The 15,075-nt window shown below is 56.8% G+C and carries 16 protein-coding genes; 14 read left to right on the top strand and 2 right to left on the bottom strand.

What is annotated here, in order from left to right:
- Nucleotides 1-2: 2 nt before the first annotated feature.
- From EXY20_RS06160 to glnA, 10 genes are all read left to right on the top strand, one after another.
- Nucleotides 3-1,025 (top strand): sensor histidine kinase, encoded by a 1,023-nt coding sequence (locus EXY20_RS06160; protein ID WP_135548757.1) that lies wholly within the window; start codon nt 3-5, stop codon nt 1,023-1,025.
- 20 nt (nt 1,026-1,045) lie between these two features.
- On the top strand, nt 1,046-1,708 hold the full coding sequence (locus EXY20_RS06165) for a response regulator (RefSeq protein ID WP_135548759.1): 663 nt from the start codon (nt 1,046-1,048) through the stop codon (nt 1,706-1,708).
- A gap of 83 nt (nt 1,709-1,791) precedes the next feature.
- Entirely contained in the window at nt 1,792-2,205 is a 414-nt protein-coding gene (locus EXY20_RS06170; RefSeq protein WP_135548761.1) for a YugN family protein, read from the top strand.
- Between the two features lie 205 nt (nt 2,206-2,410).
- Nucleotides 2,411-3,997, top strand: coding sequence for a trypsin-like peptidase domain-containing protein (locus tag EXY20_RS06175; RefSeq protein ID WP_135548763.1), 1,587 nt, complete (start codon nt 2,411-2,413; stop codon nt 3,995-3,997).
- A 166-nt stretch (nt 3,998-4,163) separates the two neighbouring features.
- The gene (locus EXY20_RS06180) at nt 4,164-4,856 is read left to right on the top strand and encodes a response regulator transcription factor (RefSeq protein ID WP_135548765.1); all 693 of its coding nucleotides are present in this window, start codon (nt 4,164-4,166) and stop codon (nt 4,854-4,856) included.
- A 1-nt stretch (nt 4,857) separates the two neighbouring features.
- Nucleotides 4,858-6,330 (top strand): sensor histidine kinase, encoded by a 1,473-nt coding sequence (locus EXY20_RS06185; protein ID WP_135548767.1) that lies wholly within the window; start codon nt 4,858-4,860, stop codon nt 6,328-6,330.
- A 64-nt stretch (nt 6,331-6,394) separates the two neighbouring features.
- A complete protein-coding gene (locus EXY20_RS06190; protein WP_135548769.1) occupies nt 6,395-7,339 on the top strand; it encodes a 4-hydroxy-3-methylbut-2-enyl diphosphate reductase in 945 nt (314 codons plus the stop codon).
- A gap of 23 nt (nt 7,340-7,362) precedes the next feature.
- Nucleotides 7,363-7,899, top strand: a complete 537-nt coding sequence (locus EXY20_RS06195) for a DUF2062 domain-containing protein (protein WP_135548771.1) — start codon at nt 7,363-7,365, stop codon at nt 7,897-7,899.
- 125 nt (nt 7,900-8,024) lie between these two features.
- Entirely contained in the window at nt 8,025-9,083 is a 1,059-nt protein-coding gene (aroF, locus tag EXY20_RS06200) for a 3-deoxy-7-phosphoheptulonate synthase (RefSeq protein WP_135548773.1), read from the top strand.
- 516 nt (nt 9,084-9,599) lie between these two features.
- The gene (gene glnA, locus EXY20_RS06205; RefSeq protein ID WP_135548775.1) at nt 9,600-11,024 is read left to right on the top strand and encodes a type I glutamate--ammonia ligase; all 1,425 of its coding nucleotides are present in this window, start codon (nt 9,600-9,602) and stop codon (nt 11,022-11,024) included.
- 67 nt (nt 11,025-11,091) lie between these two features.
- Here glnA and thpR read toward each other — a convergent pair whose 3' ends face one another.
- Complete coding sequence (gene thpR / locus EXY20_RS06210; RefSeq protein ID WP_135548777.1) at nt 11,092-11,658, bottom strand: RNA 2',3'-cyclic phosphodiesterase; 567 nt, start codon at nt 11,656-11,658, stop codon at nt 11,092-11,094.
- Nucleotides 11,659-11,835: 177 nt separating this feature from the next.
- Here thpR and serC point away from each other — a divergent pair, with 177 nt between their 5' ends.
- Nucleotides 11,836-12,924, top strand: coding sequence for a 3-phosphoserine/phosphohydroxythreonine transaminase (gene serC / locus EXY20_RS06215; protein ID WP_135548779.1), 1,089 nt, complete (start codon nt 11,836-11,838; stop codon nt 12,922-12,924).
- A 77-nt stretch (nt 12,925-13,001) separates the two neighbouring features.
- Here the strand turns inward: serC and EXY20_RS06220 are convergent, their stop codons facing one another.
- Nucleotides 13,002-13,718 (bottom strand): response regulator transcription factor, encoded by a 717-nt coding sequence (locus EXY20_RS06220; protein ID WP_135548781.1) that lies wholly within the window; start codon nt 13,716-13,718, stop codon nt 13,002-13,004.
- Nucleotides 13,719-13,846: 128 nt separating this feature from the next.
- Between EXY20_RS06220 and trmL the strand changes: the two genes are divergently transcribed.
- The 3 genes from trmL (at nt 13,847) to EXY20_RS38805 (ending at nt 14,999) form a co-directional block, all read left to right on the top strand.
- Nucleotides 13,847-14,311 carry a tRNA (uridine(34)/cytosine(34)/5-carboxymethylaminomethyluridine(34)-2'-O)-methyltransferase TrmL gene (gene trmL / locus EXY20_RS06225; RefSeq protein WP_135548783.1) on the top strand — a complete coding sequence of 155 codons (465 nt, stop codon included), beginning with the start codon at nt 13,847-13,849 and terminating at the stop codon, nt 14,309-14,311.
- Between the two features lie 248 nt (nt 14,312-14,559).
- Complete coding sequence (locus EXY20_RS06230) at nt 14,560-14,811, top strand: AbrB/MazE/SpoVT family DNA-binding domain-containing protein (protein ID WP_135548785.1); 252 nt, start codon at nt 14,560-14,562, stop codon at nt 14,809-14,811.
- A gap of 47 nt (nt 14,812-14,858) precedes the next feature.
- Nucleotides 14,859-14,999 (top strand): hypothetical protein, encoded by a 141-nt coding sequence (locus tag EXY20_RS38805; protein WP_167859025.1) that lies wholly within the window; start codon nt 14,859-14,861, stop codon nt 14,997-14,999.
- Nucleotides 15,000-15,075: the final 76 nt, after the last annotated feature.

Genomic DNA, 15,075 nt, shown 5'->3' on the forward strand with positions numbered 1-15,075 from the left:
ACATGTTCGAACGCATACGCAATATGAAATGGCGGCTGCCGCTCTATTTCCTTTTCGCGATGGCGCTGACGTTTGCGGCGCTCGTAGCGGGAGTCTACTTTTTCTCCCAGCAGGAAATTCCCGAGCTTGCGATTGTGCTGATCGTGGCGATTGTGCTCATCGGCCCGAGCGTCGGTTATTATGTCGGCCAGAAGCTGCAGAATCGGATCGACGAGCTGCAGCTTGCGGTCAAACAAGTGGCCAAAGGCAATTTGTCTGTGCGTGTGAAGGTGTTCGGCAAGGACAGCATCGACGCGCTGTCGGCCGACTTCAACGACATGATCGAGTCGCTGGAAAGCCGGATCAAGCTGCTGCATACGCTCGGCGAAGAGAACGTGCTGCTCACCCGTCAATCGAACGAAGCCGCTGTGCTCGAAGAGCGCAAGCGGCTGGCGCGCGATTTGCACGATACGGTCAGTCAGCAGCTGTTCGCCATGCACATGTCGGCGTCATCGCTGCCGAAGCTGCTGGTGAGCCGGCCGGAGGTGGTCGGCACGGTGGTGGAGCAGCTCGTGTCGATGTCGCACCATGCGCAGAAGCAGATGCGCAGCCTGATTGCCCAACTGCGGCCGCTGGAGCTGGAAGGGCAATCGCTCGTGCCGGCGATCGAACGCTGGTTCCCCGACTACTGCCGACAGAACGGACTGCAGGGCAAGCTCGACTTCCACGTGCCGGACGAGCTGTCGGAGGCGGTGGAGCATCAATTGTTCCTGATCATTCAGGAGGGCATGGCCAATGTAGTCAAACACGCGCGGGCGCTTACGGTCTCGTTGTCCCTGGCGGACACGGGGCATCAGTATGCGCTGGCGATCGTGGACGACGGCATCGGCTTCGACATGAAGGACGAAAGCCGGCGCTCGTACGGCTTGTCGACGATGCGCGAGCGCGCGCAGCGGCTCGGCGGCGACGCCGAAGTGCTCAGTCGCAAGGGGGCGGGCACAAGCGTCAAGGTGCGCATTCCGAAATTCAAGCAAGCGGACGAATAGGTCGATAAGGAGAGGAATTCATGCCAAGCGAAATCAAGCTGATGATCGTCGACGACCACGATATGGTCAGACTCGGACTGAAAACGTATTTGCTGCTGGAGGAGGACATTCGCGTCGTGGGCGAAGCGTCGAACGGCAAGGAGGCGCTGCAGGCGCTGGCGCGATTGTCGCCGGAAACGATGCCGGACGTGATGCTGCTCGATATGATGATGCCGATCATGGACGGAGTGGAAACCGCCGCGGCCGTAACGGCGCAATTCCCGTCGGTCAAAATCGTCATGCTGACCAGCTTTCTCGAGGAGGACAAGGTGGTCAAGGCGATCGAAGCGGGGGCGGTCAGCTACGTGCTGAAGACGATTTCGTCCGACCAGCTCGTGCATGTGATCCGCAGCGCCTACAACGGGATGCCGGTGATGAATTCGGAGGTGTCGCAGGCGCTCACCCGCGGCATCCGCCAGCGTACGGCGCAAGGCGAAGAGGAAGAGTTCACGCAGCGCGAGAAGGAAGTGTTGATGCTGATCGCCGACGGCAAGTCGAACAAGGATATCGGCGAGGAACTGCACATCAGCATCAAGACGGTGAAAACCCACGTCAGCAATTTGCTGATGAAGTGCGAGCTGGAGGACCGGACGCAGCTGGCGATTTATGCCCATCGCAAAGGCTGGATGGACAAGAGCAAATAATCGGCCGCGGACTGTCTCCGCCTTGGATAGAAACGGGCGGTTTGGCGAAGCCTACGGGAAATGATGCGTAAGGAGTGTTGCCGGTGATTTCGCTGACGTCCGGATTGGAAAACAAGGAGCAGGAATTTCGCGCGCTGAACGATTATTTGGCGGCTTATGAATTTACGCTCGGCGGCAACTGGGAGTACGATCACGGCTACTTCGACCGGCACCTGGACGAAGCGCAAAAAGTATGGCTGCGCATTCCGTTCGAAGTGACGCACGGCACGATGGAAGGCGATTCCTCCGATTCCGACGCCGTCATCCGGCTCGGCCAGCCGTTCGTGCTGAAGCATATTTACAATGAAGGAGCCGATCGCGAAGCGCAAATGCGCGTGGCCGGCTCGCTTGTCGATCAGTTCCAGACGCCGCTGGATAAAGATGCTCCCGTCGAGCGGATGTGGGTCGATGCCGCCAAACGAGTGCTGGACGAAGTGGAAAACGGGCTCGTTCATTGATCGCCGACAAAACGCCTTTGCGCACGAAACCGTGCTGCGATCGGCGTTTTTCGTTTTTTGCGCCGTCTGGGCGAAAGCAGCGATCTTTTTAGCTCCATTTTACTTTGTTTTAAGGTTCGTTTAAGGTTGCGTGTGCAATATATAGGTAAGACTAGTAAGCAACCTAGCGAATCTTATATCGTGTATGGTGGAGGAGGAACCGACAATGGAAGACAACAAAAAAGGCTATGACGATTTTTTCGAGCGGTCACCGGAGAAGGATACGCGTTCGGAGCGGGACGAGGCGGATGCGGGCAAGGCGGATAAACCTTCCTACTACTATTCGTACGGTCCCTATAAATCTTCTATGCAAGACGACCGCGAGGAGCATGCGGAATCGTACGAGTCCGAACGCGAATCGCAGCCCGGCGTCGAAATGACGCCGCCGAAACCGGTGCGGCCGATGTTCGGCTATACGCCGGAGCGCGAACCGCAGCAGCCGACCTCGACCTGGACGGTGAACGAACCGCGGCGCCGCAGCGGCGTACGCACCGCTTTCACCGCTTTCGTCGCAGGGGCGCTCGTCGTCGGAAGCCTGATGTTCACCGCCGACAAGATGAATTTGTTCACCGGCGATCAGGGCGTGCTGAACAGCGGCGGATCCGGCAACGGTTCGTCGGTAACGCTGAACAATTCAGGCGGCGACGGCGCGCCGAAAACGACTTCGCTCGACGTGGTGCGGCCGAACAACATCGCCGACATTGTGGAAAACGCCAGCCCCGCGGTTGTCAAAATCGAAACATACGTCAAGCAGCAAACGCGCAGCAACAGCGGCTCGCTGTTCGACGATCCGTTCTTCCGCCAGTTTTTTGGCGATAACGGCGGCGGCAGCACAACGCCCAAGCAAAACCAGAAAAACCAAACGACCCCGAACAGCGGTCAATTGCAGGAAGCGGGCATGGGTTCCGGGTTCATTTTCGAAAAATCCGGTTACATCCTGACGAACGAGCACGTGATCGACGGCGCCGACGAAATTCGCGTCACCGTCCAGGGCTACGACAAGCCGTTTACGGCGAAGCTGCTCGGCAACAGCTACGATCTTGACCTGGCCGTGCTGAAGATCGAAGGCGACAAAGACTTCGCCATCTTGCCGATGGGCAAAGCGGATCAAGTGGCTGTCGGCGACTGGGTCGTGGCGATCGGCAACCCGTACGGCTTTGACCATACGGTAACGGTTGGCGTGCTCAGCGCCAAAGAACGTCCGATCAGCATTCCGGATGAGCAAGGCACGCGCAACTACCAGCACTTGCTGCAAACCGACGCGTCGATCAACCCGGGCAACTCCGGCGGCCCGCTGCTCAACCTGAACGGCGAAGTAATCGGCATCAACACGGCCGTCAGTTCGCAAGCGCAAGGCATCGGCTTCGCGATTCCGACGAACACGATCGACAGTGTGCTCGAGAACCTGAAGAACAACGTGGAAATTCCGAAGGAACCGGCTCCGTATATCGGCATTTCGATGCAGGATATCGACCAGTCGTATCTGAGCGACTTGCAGCTTAGCAGCACGGACGGCACGCTCGTCATGGACGTGACGCTCAGCAGCCCGGCGTTTAAAGCCGGCGTGAAGAAATACGACGTCATCACAAGCGTCAACGGCGAGGCGGTCAAAAATTCGACCGAGCTGCAAACGAAAGTCCGCGCGCTGAAGGTAGGCGACAAGGCGACGCTCGGCATCGTTCGCGACGGCAAGAAAATGGATATTACCGTCACCATAGGTGACCAGAACAAGGATACCGCCACCAAAAAATAATGTTTCGCCCTTCCGCGGCAGCGACGCGGACGGCCAACACGCGGCAGCCATGTTCCCTCGAGCGGGGTGCATGGCTTTTCGCTTGTGCGTCGATTTTGCTACAATGAAACCATACCAACCGATGCCGCGAATTGCCAGGCGGAGCGGACAAGAAAGGGGAAACGAAATGCGCGAAAAAATCGTAGTAATCGACGACGATGATAAAATAACGTCCATGCTCCGCCGCAGCCTCGTATTTGAAGGCTACACGGTGTTTGTCGCCGGCAACGGCCAGGAAGGACTGAAGCAAATATTGGAGCACGACCCGGAGGTCATCATCCTCGATGTGATGATGCCGGTGCTCGACGGCTGGGAAGTATGCAGGCGCGTGCGCGAGGCGGGGGCGGAAACGCCGATTCTGATGCTGACGGCCAAGGACGAAGTGACCGACCGGGTCAAAGGGCTTGATCTTGGCGCCGACGATTATTTGGTCAAGCCGTTTGCGCTCGAAGAGCTGCTGGCGCGCGTGCGTGTGCTGCTGCGGCGAAGAAGCGACCGCGGCGGGGCGTTGCCCGGCAACCGGATCAGCTACGAGGACGTGGTCATGGATTTTGATACGCGGGAAGTCATTCGCGGCGGCAAGCTGGTCGAGTTGACGACGAAGGAGTTCGACCTGCTGCACCTGTTCCTGCAAAATCCGAAGCGGGTGCTTTCCCGCGATCTGATTATGGAAAAAATATGGGGCTACGATTACAGCGGCGAATCCAATGTGCTCGAAGTGTACATTGCGCTGCTGCGGCAGAAAACCGAGGAGCATGGCGGCAAGCGGCTGATTCAGACGGTGCGCGGCGCGGGTTATGTGCTGCGGGGTGAGTCGTAGCATGTCGATCCGTCTGCGCATGACGCTCTGGTATACCGGCATCTTGACGGGGACTTTGCTTGTGTTCGGGATTGTGCTCTATTTTACGCTGTCTTATGTGCTGTACGAAAACGAAAAAAAACAGATGCGCGATCTTGCCGGTCAGCTGCTGTCCGAAAAAAGGATGGAGCCTTGGGTCATCGGCGGCAAAATTGTGCCGCAAATCAATCTGCCGTTGCTTGACCAGCTGAACTACCCCGGTTTCTTGATTCAAACGGTCGACATGAACGGAGACGTGATCCAAACGTCTTCCCAGTACCGATTTACCGTGCCGCAGCCAATACTCGACAAAGCGGCCAACAATATCACAACTTTTACGAAAACGACGATATATGGCCGCTCATTGCTTTTTTACAGCACGCCTATCGAATTGTCGCTTCGCGGCGGCCAGACAAACATTGTTGCCGTGCTGCAGGTAGCTTCCATCGTCGACGACATCGAAAGCATTTTGCAGACGCTGCTGTACATTCTGCTCGTCCTCGGCATCGTAACGATCGTCATCGCCGGCGCGTTCGGCTTGATCGTGACGCGGCGGGCGCTGCGGCCGATCGAAAACGTCATTGCCGCCGCTTCCCAGATCGGGAAAGGCGAAGATCTTGACAAACGCATCGCCTACAACGGGCCGCAGGACGAAATCGGCCGCCTGACCAGCACGTTCAACAGCATGATGGGCCGCATCCAGGGAGCGTACAGCGAGCTGGAGGAATCGAACCGCGTCCAGCGGCGATTCGTGTCCGACGCGTCGCACGAGCTGCGCACGCCGCTCACGACGATCCGCGGCAATGTCGAGCTGCTGGAGAAGATGTGGCAGCAGTCGTTGCGCCAGAGCGAACTGCCGGAAGGCGAACGAATGGAGATGTCGCTCGAAGCGATGCAGGACATCGCCGGGGAAGCGGCGCGCATGAGCCGGCTCGTCAACGATTTGCTGTCGCTGGCTCGCGCGGATGCGGGGCTGCGCATGGAGAAGGAGCGGCTGCCGATCCGGCCGCTGGTGGAGGATGTCGCGCGCAAAGCCCAGCTGCTGCCGAAAAAAGTGGCTTGGATCGCCGGCGACTTGTCCGCGCTGGAAGGCGTTTATGTGTACGGCAACGGCGACTATCTGCGGCAGCTGATGTTCATTTTCATTGAAAATGCGTTCAAATATACGCCCGAAGGCCAAGTCGAAATCGGCGCGCTGCGCACGCCGGAGCAAGTGGGCATCCGGATCACGGATACCGGCATCGGCATGGACAAGGATGAGGTGCCGAACATTTTCGAACGGTTTTATCGCGCCGATCCGTCCCGCGGCCAGACGTCTGGCACCGGGCTCGGGCTGTCGATCGCCAAATGGATCATCGACGAGCATGGCGGCTCGATTGAAGTCAAGACGCGCAAGGGCGCCGGCTCGACTTTCGTCATTTGGCTGCCGGTAAACTTTCATCATGCTTTGCAATGAGCTATAATATTAATAAGAGATTAGAATCTCGAATCTCAGGCTGCATATGAATGAGGCGACGCGCATGGAAGTAATCAAAATAACGCCCCGGGGCTATTGTTACGGCGTTGTCGACGCAATGGCGCTTGCGCTGCAGACGGCACGCAATTTGAATTTGCCCCGGCCGATTTATATTTTGGGGATGATTGTGCACAATTCGCATGTCACCGAATATTTTCAAGATGAGGGCATCGTGACGCTTGACGGACCGAACCGGCTCGACATTCTCGACCAGGTCGAGAGCGGCACCGTAATTTTTACGGCCCACGGCGTTTCGCCCGAGGTGCGCAAACGCGCCCGGGACAAAGGCTTGACCGTTGTCGACGCGACATGCCCGGACGTGACGAAGACGCACGATCTGATCCGGGAGAAGACGGACGAAGGCTACGAAATCATCTACATCGGCAAAAAAGGGCATCCTGAACCGGAAGGCGCCGCGGGCGTCGCTCCCGGGAAAGTTCATCTTATCGAAAATATGGCCGAAGCCGGCGACCTCCGGCTCGAAACCGAACGCATCGTCATTACGAATCAGACGACGATGAGTCAATGGGATATCCGGCACATCATGAACCGGTTGATCGAACGGTTCCCGACGGCGGAAATTCACAACGAAATTTGCCTTGCCACCCAGGTGAGGCAAGAGGCGGTTGCCGAGCAGGCGAAGGAGGCCGAGCTGGTCATAGTAGTAGGCGATCCGCGCAGCAACAATTCGAACCGGCTGGCGCAAGTGTCGGAAGAAATTGCCGGCGTACCGGCATACCGAATTGCCGATTTGTCCGAACTGGACATCGAATGGCTGAAATCGATCGACAAAGTCGCCGTCACGAGCGGCGCTTCTACCCCGACGCCGATTACGAAGGAAGTGATTGCGTTCCTGGAGCAGTTCGACAAGAACGAGCCGAAGACGTGGCCGATCGTGCGCACCATCAACATGAAGAAGCTGATCCCGGCGGCTAAAGACAAAATGTGATTGACGGATAGGATGAGCAGGAGATGGAACCGACACAAGCGAAACGAGTCATAAAGGCCAATAGGTCCCGCGTGAAAAAAACCGGCCGTTGGCTGAAATACAAATATTTGATGCTGCTGCGCGCCAAGGGCGGGCCGTCGAAAGTGGCCAAAGGATTTTCAATCGGGCTTGCGATTGAAATGTTTACGCTGCCTACGTTCGGTACCGCGGCGCTGCTGATCATTCCGCTCGTTTACATGTTGCGGGCCAGTCTGCCGGGCGCCTTGATCGGCTTTTTGCTCGGCAAGCTGGTTTATCCGCTCTTTTTTTTCCTGAACAAGAAGGTGGGCAAAGCGATTGTGCCGAAACATTTTGCCGACTACATTCATTTTCTGCCGAATTGGCTGGAGAAGTTCATTAAAGGCGCGGTCGATCTGATCGTTGGCGGCATGGTGGTCGGCACGATTCTCGGTATACTGGCGTATTTCCCGATCAAGTGGATGCTGGAGTACTACACGCACCGGCGCAAAGAGAAACGGAAACGACGCAAAGCGCAATTAATGGTTCCGCATATCCCTTGACGTAAGGGATTTTTTTTTGTATAGTTGCTTTAGTGATTAAAAGCATAAAAGCCGCAAAGCTTAAAAGCGTACAAGCGTTGAAGTGCGAAATTATTCGTTCACATTTACGATGGGAGAGATTCGTTATGATCGCCATTACATCCAACAAAATCACTGAAGACCGCCTCGCGGAAATCGTCCGCCATATCGAAAAGTTCGGCGTGCAGGCGCATGTGTCGAGAGGCGAGAACCGGACCGTTATCGGCATTATCGGCAAAGCCGAACCGATGCTTGCCGAACAGCTGCGGCAAATGTCTGGCGTTGAAGAGGTAATCAAAATTTCCAAGTCCTACAAACTGGCCAGCCGCGACTTTCATCCGGACAACACGGTCATTCGCATCAAGGGCGTGGAGATCGGCGGCGACGAACTGACGATTATGGGCGGTCCGTGCGCGGTCGAATCGCCGCAGCAAATCGACGAAATCGCCCGGCTCGTCAAACAGGCCGGCGGCCAGGTGCTGCGCGGCGGCGCGTTCAAGCCGCGGACCGGTCCGTACAGCTTCCAGGGCATCGGCGTCGAAGGGCTGGAGATCATGGCGGAAGCGGGGCGCAAGCACGGACTGTTGACGATCACCGAAGTGATGACGCCGGAATACGTCGATGTATGCGCGGCCCACGCCGACATTTTGCAAGTGGGCACGCGCAACATGCAGAACTTCGATCTGCTGCGCAAGCTCGGAACGATCCAGACGCCGGTGCTGCTCAAGCGCGGATTCAGCGCCACCTACGACGAGTTCCTGAACGCGGCGGAATATATCCTGGCTGGCGGAAATCCGAACGTTATGCTCTGCGAGCGCGGCATTCGTACGTTCGAAACGTACACGCGCAACACGCTCGACTTGGCTGCCATCCCGGTGCTGCAATCGCTCAGCCACTTGCCGGTCATTTCCGACCCGAGCCACGGCACCGGCCGGCGCGAGTTGGTCGAATCGATGTCGAAGGCGTCGGTTGCGGCGGGAGCGAACGGGCTGATCGTCGAGATGCACACCGATCCGGACAACTCGATGACGGGCGACGGCGTGCAGTCGCTGTTCCCGGACCAGTTCGCGCGGCTGCTGTCCGATCTGGAGAAGCTGGCGCCGCTGTGCGGCAAACGGTTCGACACGAAAAAGGAGCCGATTCTGGCCGGTTCCTGGACGAAGTGATGCTGGTTACCGCCTTCATCGTTCAACCGCTCCTTTAAGGGGGCGGTTTTTTGCCGTATTTTATGGGCTCTTACAGTAAAAATGGAGGGCAGCATCGAAATTATTTTGAGGGAGCGGCGCCGGATCAGGTCGGGTGAAGCTGCCTTTTGCCCATTATCCCTTTCGCTCAACACAAGTTGTGCGTGTTATGCTGGCAGAGGCGATTGAGGCGGTTAAGCTGGTTGAGTGAGTTGTGCGGGGGTGCGGGTTTATATGCTGAGCCGGTGCCCGGCCGCTTCTACTCGCCTCTACTATGTGTTGAGCCGAGGGGATATAAGCCAGAAGAGCAGGTCTTTGTGACGAAAAAATGAATTTTCCGTTCTTGTTGTAAGATTACCTGACACAGTAATAAAAAATAGCTGACATAAGTATTGACGGTCAAAAGCGATCGATTTATAATAATGGCATGAAAACAGAAAAAGTTGAACATTGCACGTCTGAATGACATTGAATGTTCGGAAACGGGAGGAATTATACATGTCAGTGCAAAATGTATTGAACCTGATTAAGGAAAAAAACATCGAGTGGGTTGATTTTCGCTTCACCGATTTGCTCGGCAAAAGCCATCACTTGTCCGTTCCGGCCTCGGAAGTGGACGAAGATACGTTCGTAAACGGCGTCGCTTTTGACGGTTCCTCCATCACCGGCTTCCGCGGCATCGAAGAATCTGACATGGTCATGATGCCTGACACGGAAACGGCATTCGAAGACGCGTTTACGGCTCACCCGACATTGATCCTTTATTGCAACATTTATACGCCGGATGGCGAACGTTACGAGCGCGACCCGCGCAGCATCGCCCACAAGGCGGAAGAGTACCTGCAAACGACAGGGGTAGGTACGGCTGCTTACTTCGCGCCGGAATCGGAATTTTTCATCTTCGACGATGTGCGTTACGAAACGAGCACGAACCGGTCGTTCTTCGAAGTCGACTCCGAAGAAGGCTTCTGGAACAGCGCCCGCAAGGAAGAAGGCGGCAACCTCGGCTTCAAGATCGGCAAGAAGGGCGGCTACTTCCCGGTTGCGCCGACGGACACGCAGCAAGACATTCGCAGCGAAATGTGCCGGTTGATGAACGAAGCCGGTTTACGCATCGAGCGTCATCACCACGAAGTGGCGACAGCCGGTCAAGGCGAAATCAACTTCCGTTTCGACACGCTGACGAAAACCGCCGACAACCTGATGAAATACAAATACATCATTCATAACGTTGCCCGCCAAAACGGCAAAGTGGCGACGTTCATGCCGAAACCGCTGTTCGGCGACAACGGCAGCGGCATGCACGTGCACCAATCGATCTTTAATGAAGGAAACCCGCTGTTCTACGAAAAAGGCGCTTACGCGAACTTGAGCGAGCTCGCCTTGTACTACATCGGCGGCATCCTGCACCACGCGCCGGCTTTGATCGCGATCACGAACCCGTCGACGAACTCGTTCAAACGTCTCGTTCCGGGTTACGAAGCGCCGGTCAATCTGGTCTTCTCCAAAGGCAATCGTTCCGCTGCCGTGCGGATTCCGATCGCTGCCGTAACGCCGAAAGGCTGCCGCATCGAGTTCCGTACGCCGGACTCGACGGCTAACCCGTACCTCGCGTTTGCGGCGATGCTGATGGCCGGCCTCGACGGCATCAAGAACAAAATCGATCCGCGCGCCCTTGGCTACGGCCCGCTCGACAAAAACATTTACGAGCTGTCCGACGCGGAAAAAGGCGAAATCCGCAGCGTGCCGGGCACGCTGGACGAAGCGATCGACGCGCTGGAAGCGGACTATGAATTCCTGCTCCAAGGCGACGTATTCACGAAGGACTTCATCGACAATTACATCGATCTGAAGCGTTCGGAAGCCAAGGCGGTAGCGATCCGCATCCATCCGCACGAATACGAGCTGTACTTCGGCTGCTAATCGCACTCATTCATCCCCCAAGCCCGGCGTGTCCGGGTGTTGGGGGATTTTTTGCATCGATTGGCCGTCAGCCAAGCGGGAATGTGCCGACCGCCTCGTACATTGGCGCACGGGCCAGATGACTTTCGTACAGGACGATCGCCCCGACTGTCCAGACGAGCTGCTCTTCCGCAGCCGCGGCGGCCGGCGCCGAGCGAGGCATGACGAACGGCGAGGTTCCCGCATATTTGCGCGCCAGCGTCAAGTGCGGGCGGAACGGCTTCGTCTCTCTGGCGAAGCCGGCTTGCGCCATGGCCGTCTCGACGGCCGCATGCAGCTGCCGGAGCGCGGCAAGCTCGCCTTTGACGCCGAGCCAGAGCACACTGGGCGCAGCCGGCGGCCCGAAGGCGCCGAACCCTTCAGCGGCCAGCCGGAACGGTTCGGCCGCTGAAGCCGCTCGCTGCAGCAAACGGCGCACTTCCGCTTCTTTCGTTTCGTCGGTGTCGCCGAGAAATTGCAATGTCACATGGTAATCGTCGCCGTGCACCCATTTGCGAAACGCCAGTCGTTCCCGCTGCGACGAAGCGAGCAAGGACATTCGCGTCTTCACCTGCGGGTCGACCGGCGCCGCAACAAACAACCGTTTGATTGCCATCGTCCACAAGCCTCCATCCGCTGCGGCAACAGCGATCCGCGCGGGATTTTGTTAAACTTCTGTAACCCCATTATGCCATAAGCCGGAGGACTTGATGCGGCTGTCGAATATTGCTATCATTACGATACGAGAGGAAGAGGAATCTTGTCTTTTGAAAAACATAAGGGTGTGGTGGAGATGAGCAAACGCGCGCACAATTTTAATCCCGGACCGGCGGCGCTGCCGCTGGAGGTGCTACGGCAAGCGCAGGAAGAATTTGTCGACTATAAGGGCATCGGCATGTCCATCATGGAAATTTCCCACCGCAGTAAGGAGTACGAAGCGCTGAACGACGAGACGCAGAAGCTCCTGCTCGAGTTGATGAATTTGCCTTCGGGCTATCAGGTGCTGTTCATGGGCGGCGGCGCCAGCACGCAATTTGCAACGATCCCGCTGAACTTTCTTGCTCCCGGACGCACGGCGCACTATGTAGTGACGGGCAGCTTCTCGGAGAAGGCGTTCCAGGAAGCGCAGACGCTGGGCGCAGCTTCGGTCATCGCCAGCACGAAGGAAGCGGGCTTTACCCGTCTGCCGGCCGCAGCCGACATCAACGTCCCGGCCGATTCGGCATATCTTCACCTTACGGCCAACAATACGATCGAAGGCTCGATGTTCGCCGAGTTCCCGAATACCGGCGACGTGCCGCTGATCGGCGACTGGACGAGCGGCATCCTGGCGAAACCGGTCGATTATTCGCCGTTCGCGATGGTATACGCCGGCGCGCAGAAGAATCTCGGACCGTCCGGCGTCACCGTTGCCGTCATCCGCGACGATCTGCTCGCCCGCGTAAACAAGAACATTCCGACCATTCTCAGCTACGCGACGCATGCGAAGAACAGCTCGCTGTACAACACGCCGCCGGTGCACACGATCTACATGGTCAACCTGATGCTGAAATGGGTCAAAGCGAACGGCGGCGTGGCAGCGCTGGAGAAAGCCAATACGGAGAAGGCGCAGCTCGTTTACGACGTCATTGACCAAAGCGGCGGCTATTACAAGGGCATCATCGACAAGGCGAACCGTTCGATCATGAACATTACGTGGCGGATGGGCAGCGAAGAGCTGGAGAAGAAGTTCGTCAAGGAATCCGAACAGAACGGCTTCGTTGGCCTGGCAGGCCACCGCAGCGTCGGCGGCTTGCGGGCATCGGCCTACAATGCCGTGCCGCGGGAAAGCTGCGAGGCGCTGGCGCAGTTCATGGCGGAGTTCCAGCGGAACAACGGCTGATCGCCGCCGCCATACGCCATTCAGTAAAAGCTCCGGTATAACCGGAGCTTTCGTTTTGTGCCCGGCCGCTGAAGCGGTCAGGCGAACGATTGTTTTTTGGCCGGTTCGGTCAGCTTGTAGCCGACGTTGCGGATCGTCGTAATATATTCCGGCGCACGGCCGTTGCCTTCGATCTTGTCGCGCAGGTGGCTGATATGCACATCGACGATACGCGTATCGCCGAGGAAATGATAGTCCCAGACACCGTGAAGCAACTGTTGCCTGCTGAGCACCTTGCCGCGGTTGCGGCACAGGAAAAGCAGCAACTCGAATTCTTTTGGCGTCAGTTCGATCGCGTTGCCGTCAATTTGCACTTCGCGCTGCGTGGGCAGCACGCGGATTTTGCCGATTTCGATCGGCGCTTCTTCGGCGCTGGCCGGCAGCGTCTTCAGCCGCCGCAGGATCGCCTGGATGCGCGAGATCAGCTCTTGCGGGCTGAACGGCTTCGTCATATAATCGTCGGCGCCGTTGTCGAGGCCGGCGATTTTGTCGGAGAGGTCCTGCATGGCCGTCAGCATGATGATCGGGACCAGGTTGTTGCGGCTGCGCAGCTTCCGGCACACTTCAATGCCGTTCATGGAAGGAAGCATCAAATCGAGCACGATCAGGTCCGGACGGAAGCTCTGGATCGCCGAAAACACTGCTTCGCCGTCGAAGACGCATTGGACTTCGTAACCGGCCAGCTTCAAATTGAACTCGAGCAGCATGGATATGGAAGGTTCGTCGTCGACGACCAGTATTTTGGTTTTCGTCATGTTGCGCCTCCAGTCTTATCGGGGATGCATTCATTTTATCGCGGGAGTATCAACATCGTATTAAGGATACGTAAAACGAGTGTAAATTCATCCTTGAACTACCTCTAAAAGGAGCTGCAGCATACGATATGGCCTTTCACATTGTACTGGTGGAGCCGGAAATTCCGGCGAATACCGGCAACATTTCGCGCACGTGCGCGGCGACTGGCACCCATCTGCATTTGGTTCGCCCGCTCGGCTTCAACACGGACGACAAAACGCTCAAGCGCGCCGGGCTCGACTATTGGCCGGCCGTCAAAATCGCCTACCATGACAGCTTCGCGGAAGTGCGCGAGATGTACCCGGAGGCGCGATTTTTTTATGCCACAACCAAAGCGGAGCATCGGTATACCGATGTCGCGTATCAGGACGGCGACTTCCTCGTATTCGGCAAGGAAACGGCAGGCCTGCCGCGGGAGTTGATCGAGGCGAACCGCGAATCGTGCCTGCGCTTGCCAATCTCGGGCGACGTGCGTTCGCTCAACTTGTCCAATGCGGCGGCGATCATGCTGTACGAAGCGCTTCGTCAGACCGGATTTGCCGGTTTGCGGTGATACGAAATGACTTGTTTGTCTCGCAATCTTGCAGGGGCTGTCATTTGTTCTGAAGGCCAATTTGCAGTATGATAGAGATGTCAGCTAAGTTCCGCTTGCGAACGGCTTGACGGCAATTCGGCGATTTTTGCCGCGCTTATGCAGGATTATCTGCCATGGGCGGCGAATGAATATGGCTAGGAATATCGGATGGGCTTGCGCCTCGCCGATTATCTCAAAATTTGTCGCACGGAATGGGGGAACTATTAATGAGACCGGCAGGAGTTGTTCGGAGGGTCGATCAGTTGGGGCGAATTGTACTCCCCAAATCGCTGCGCAAACGTTACCAAATGAATGAAGGCGACCCCGTCGAAATACTGGTTCAGGGCGATCACATCATTTTGGAACGGTACCGCCCGCGCTGCGTGTTCTGCGCATCGATGGAGCAAGTGGCCGAGTTCAAGGATAAATTCGTCTGCGCTGCCTGCCTGAACGACATGCACGCGATCGTCAATCGCTGATAGTAGCATCACTGGATTCGAGAACAACGTCCCGCTGCGGAGGGGCGTTGTTTTTTGTCATGAGCGGAGAAATAAGCCATGTTTTATTGGCTATTGTGACGGAAATGGCAGGCGTCGGCGAAATAGCCAGCGAAATCATTGGTTATTTTGCTGGAAAGTGTGAATTTGGGGCTGTTGGGGCGCAATAGCCAGTGTTTTCACTGGTTATTTTCAGCGAAGCACCAAAAATGAGGCGAATAGGCCATTTTTTTGGCTTATTTTCGA

Source organism: Paenibacillus cymbidii, assembly GCF_004764705.1.
In the GTDB taxonomy this organism is placed as follows: domain Bacteria; phylum Bacillota; class Bacilli; order Paenibacillales; family NBRC-103111; genus Paenibacillus_AN; species Paenibacillus_AN cymbidii.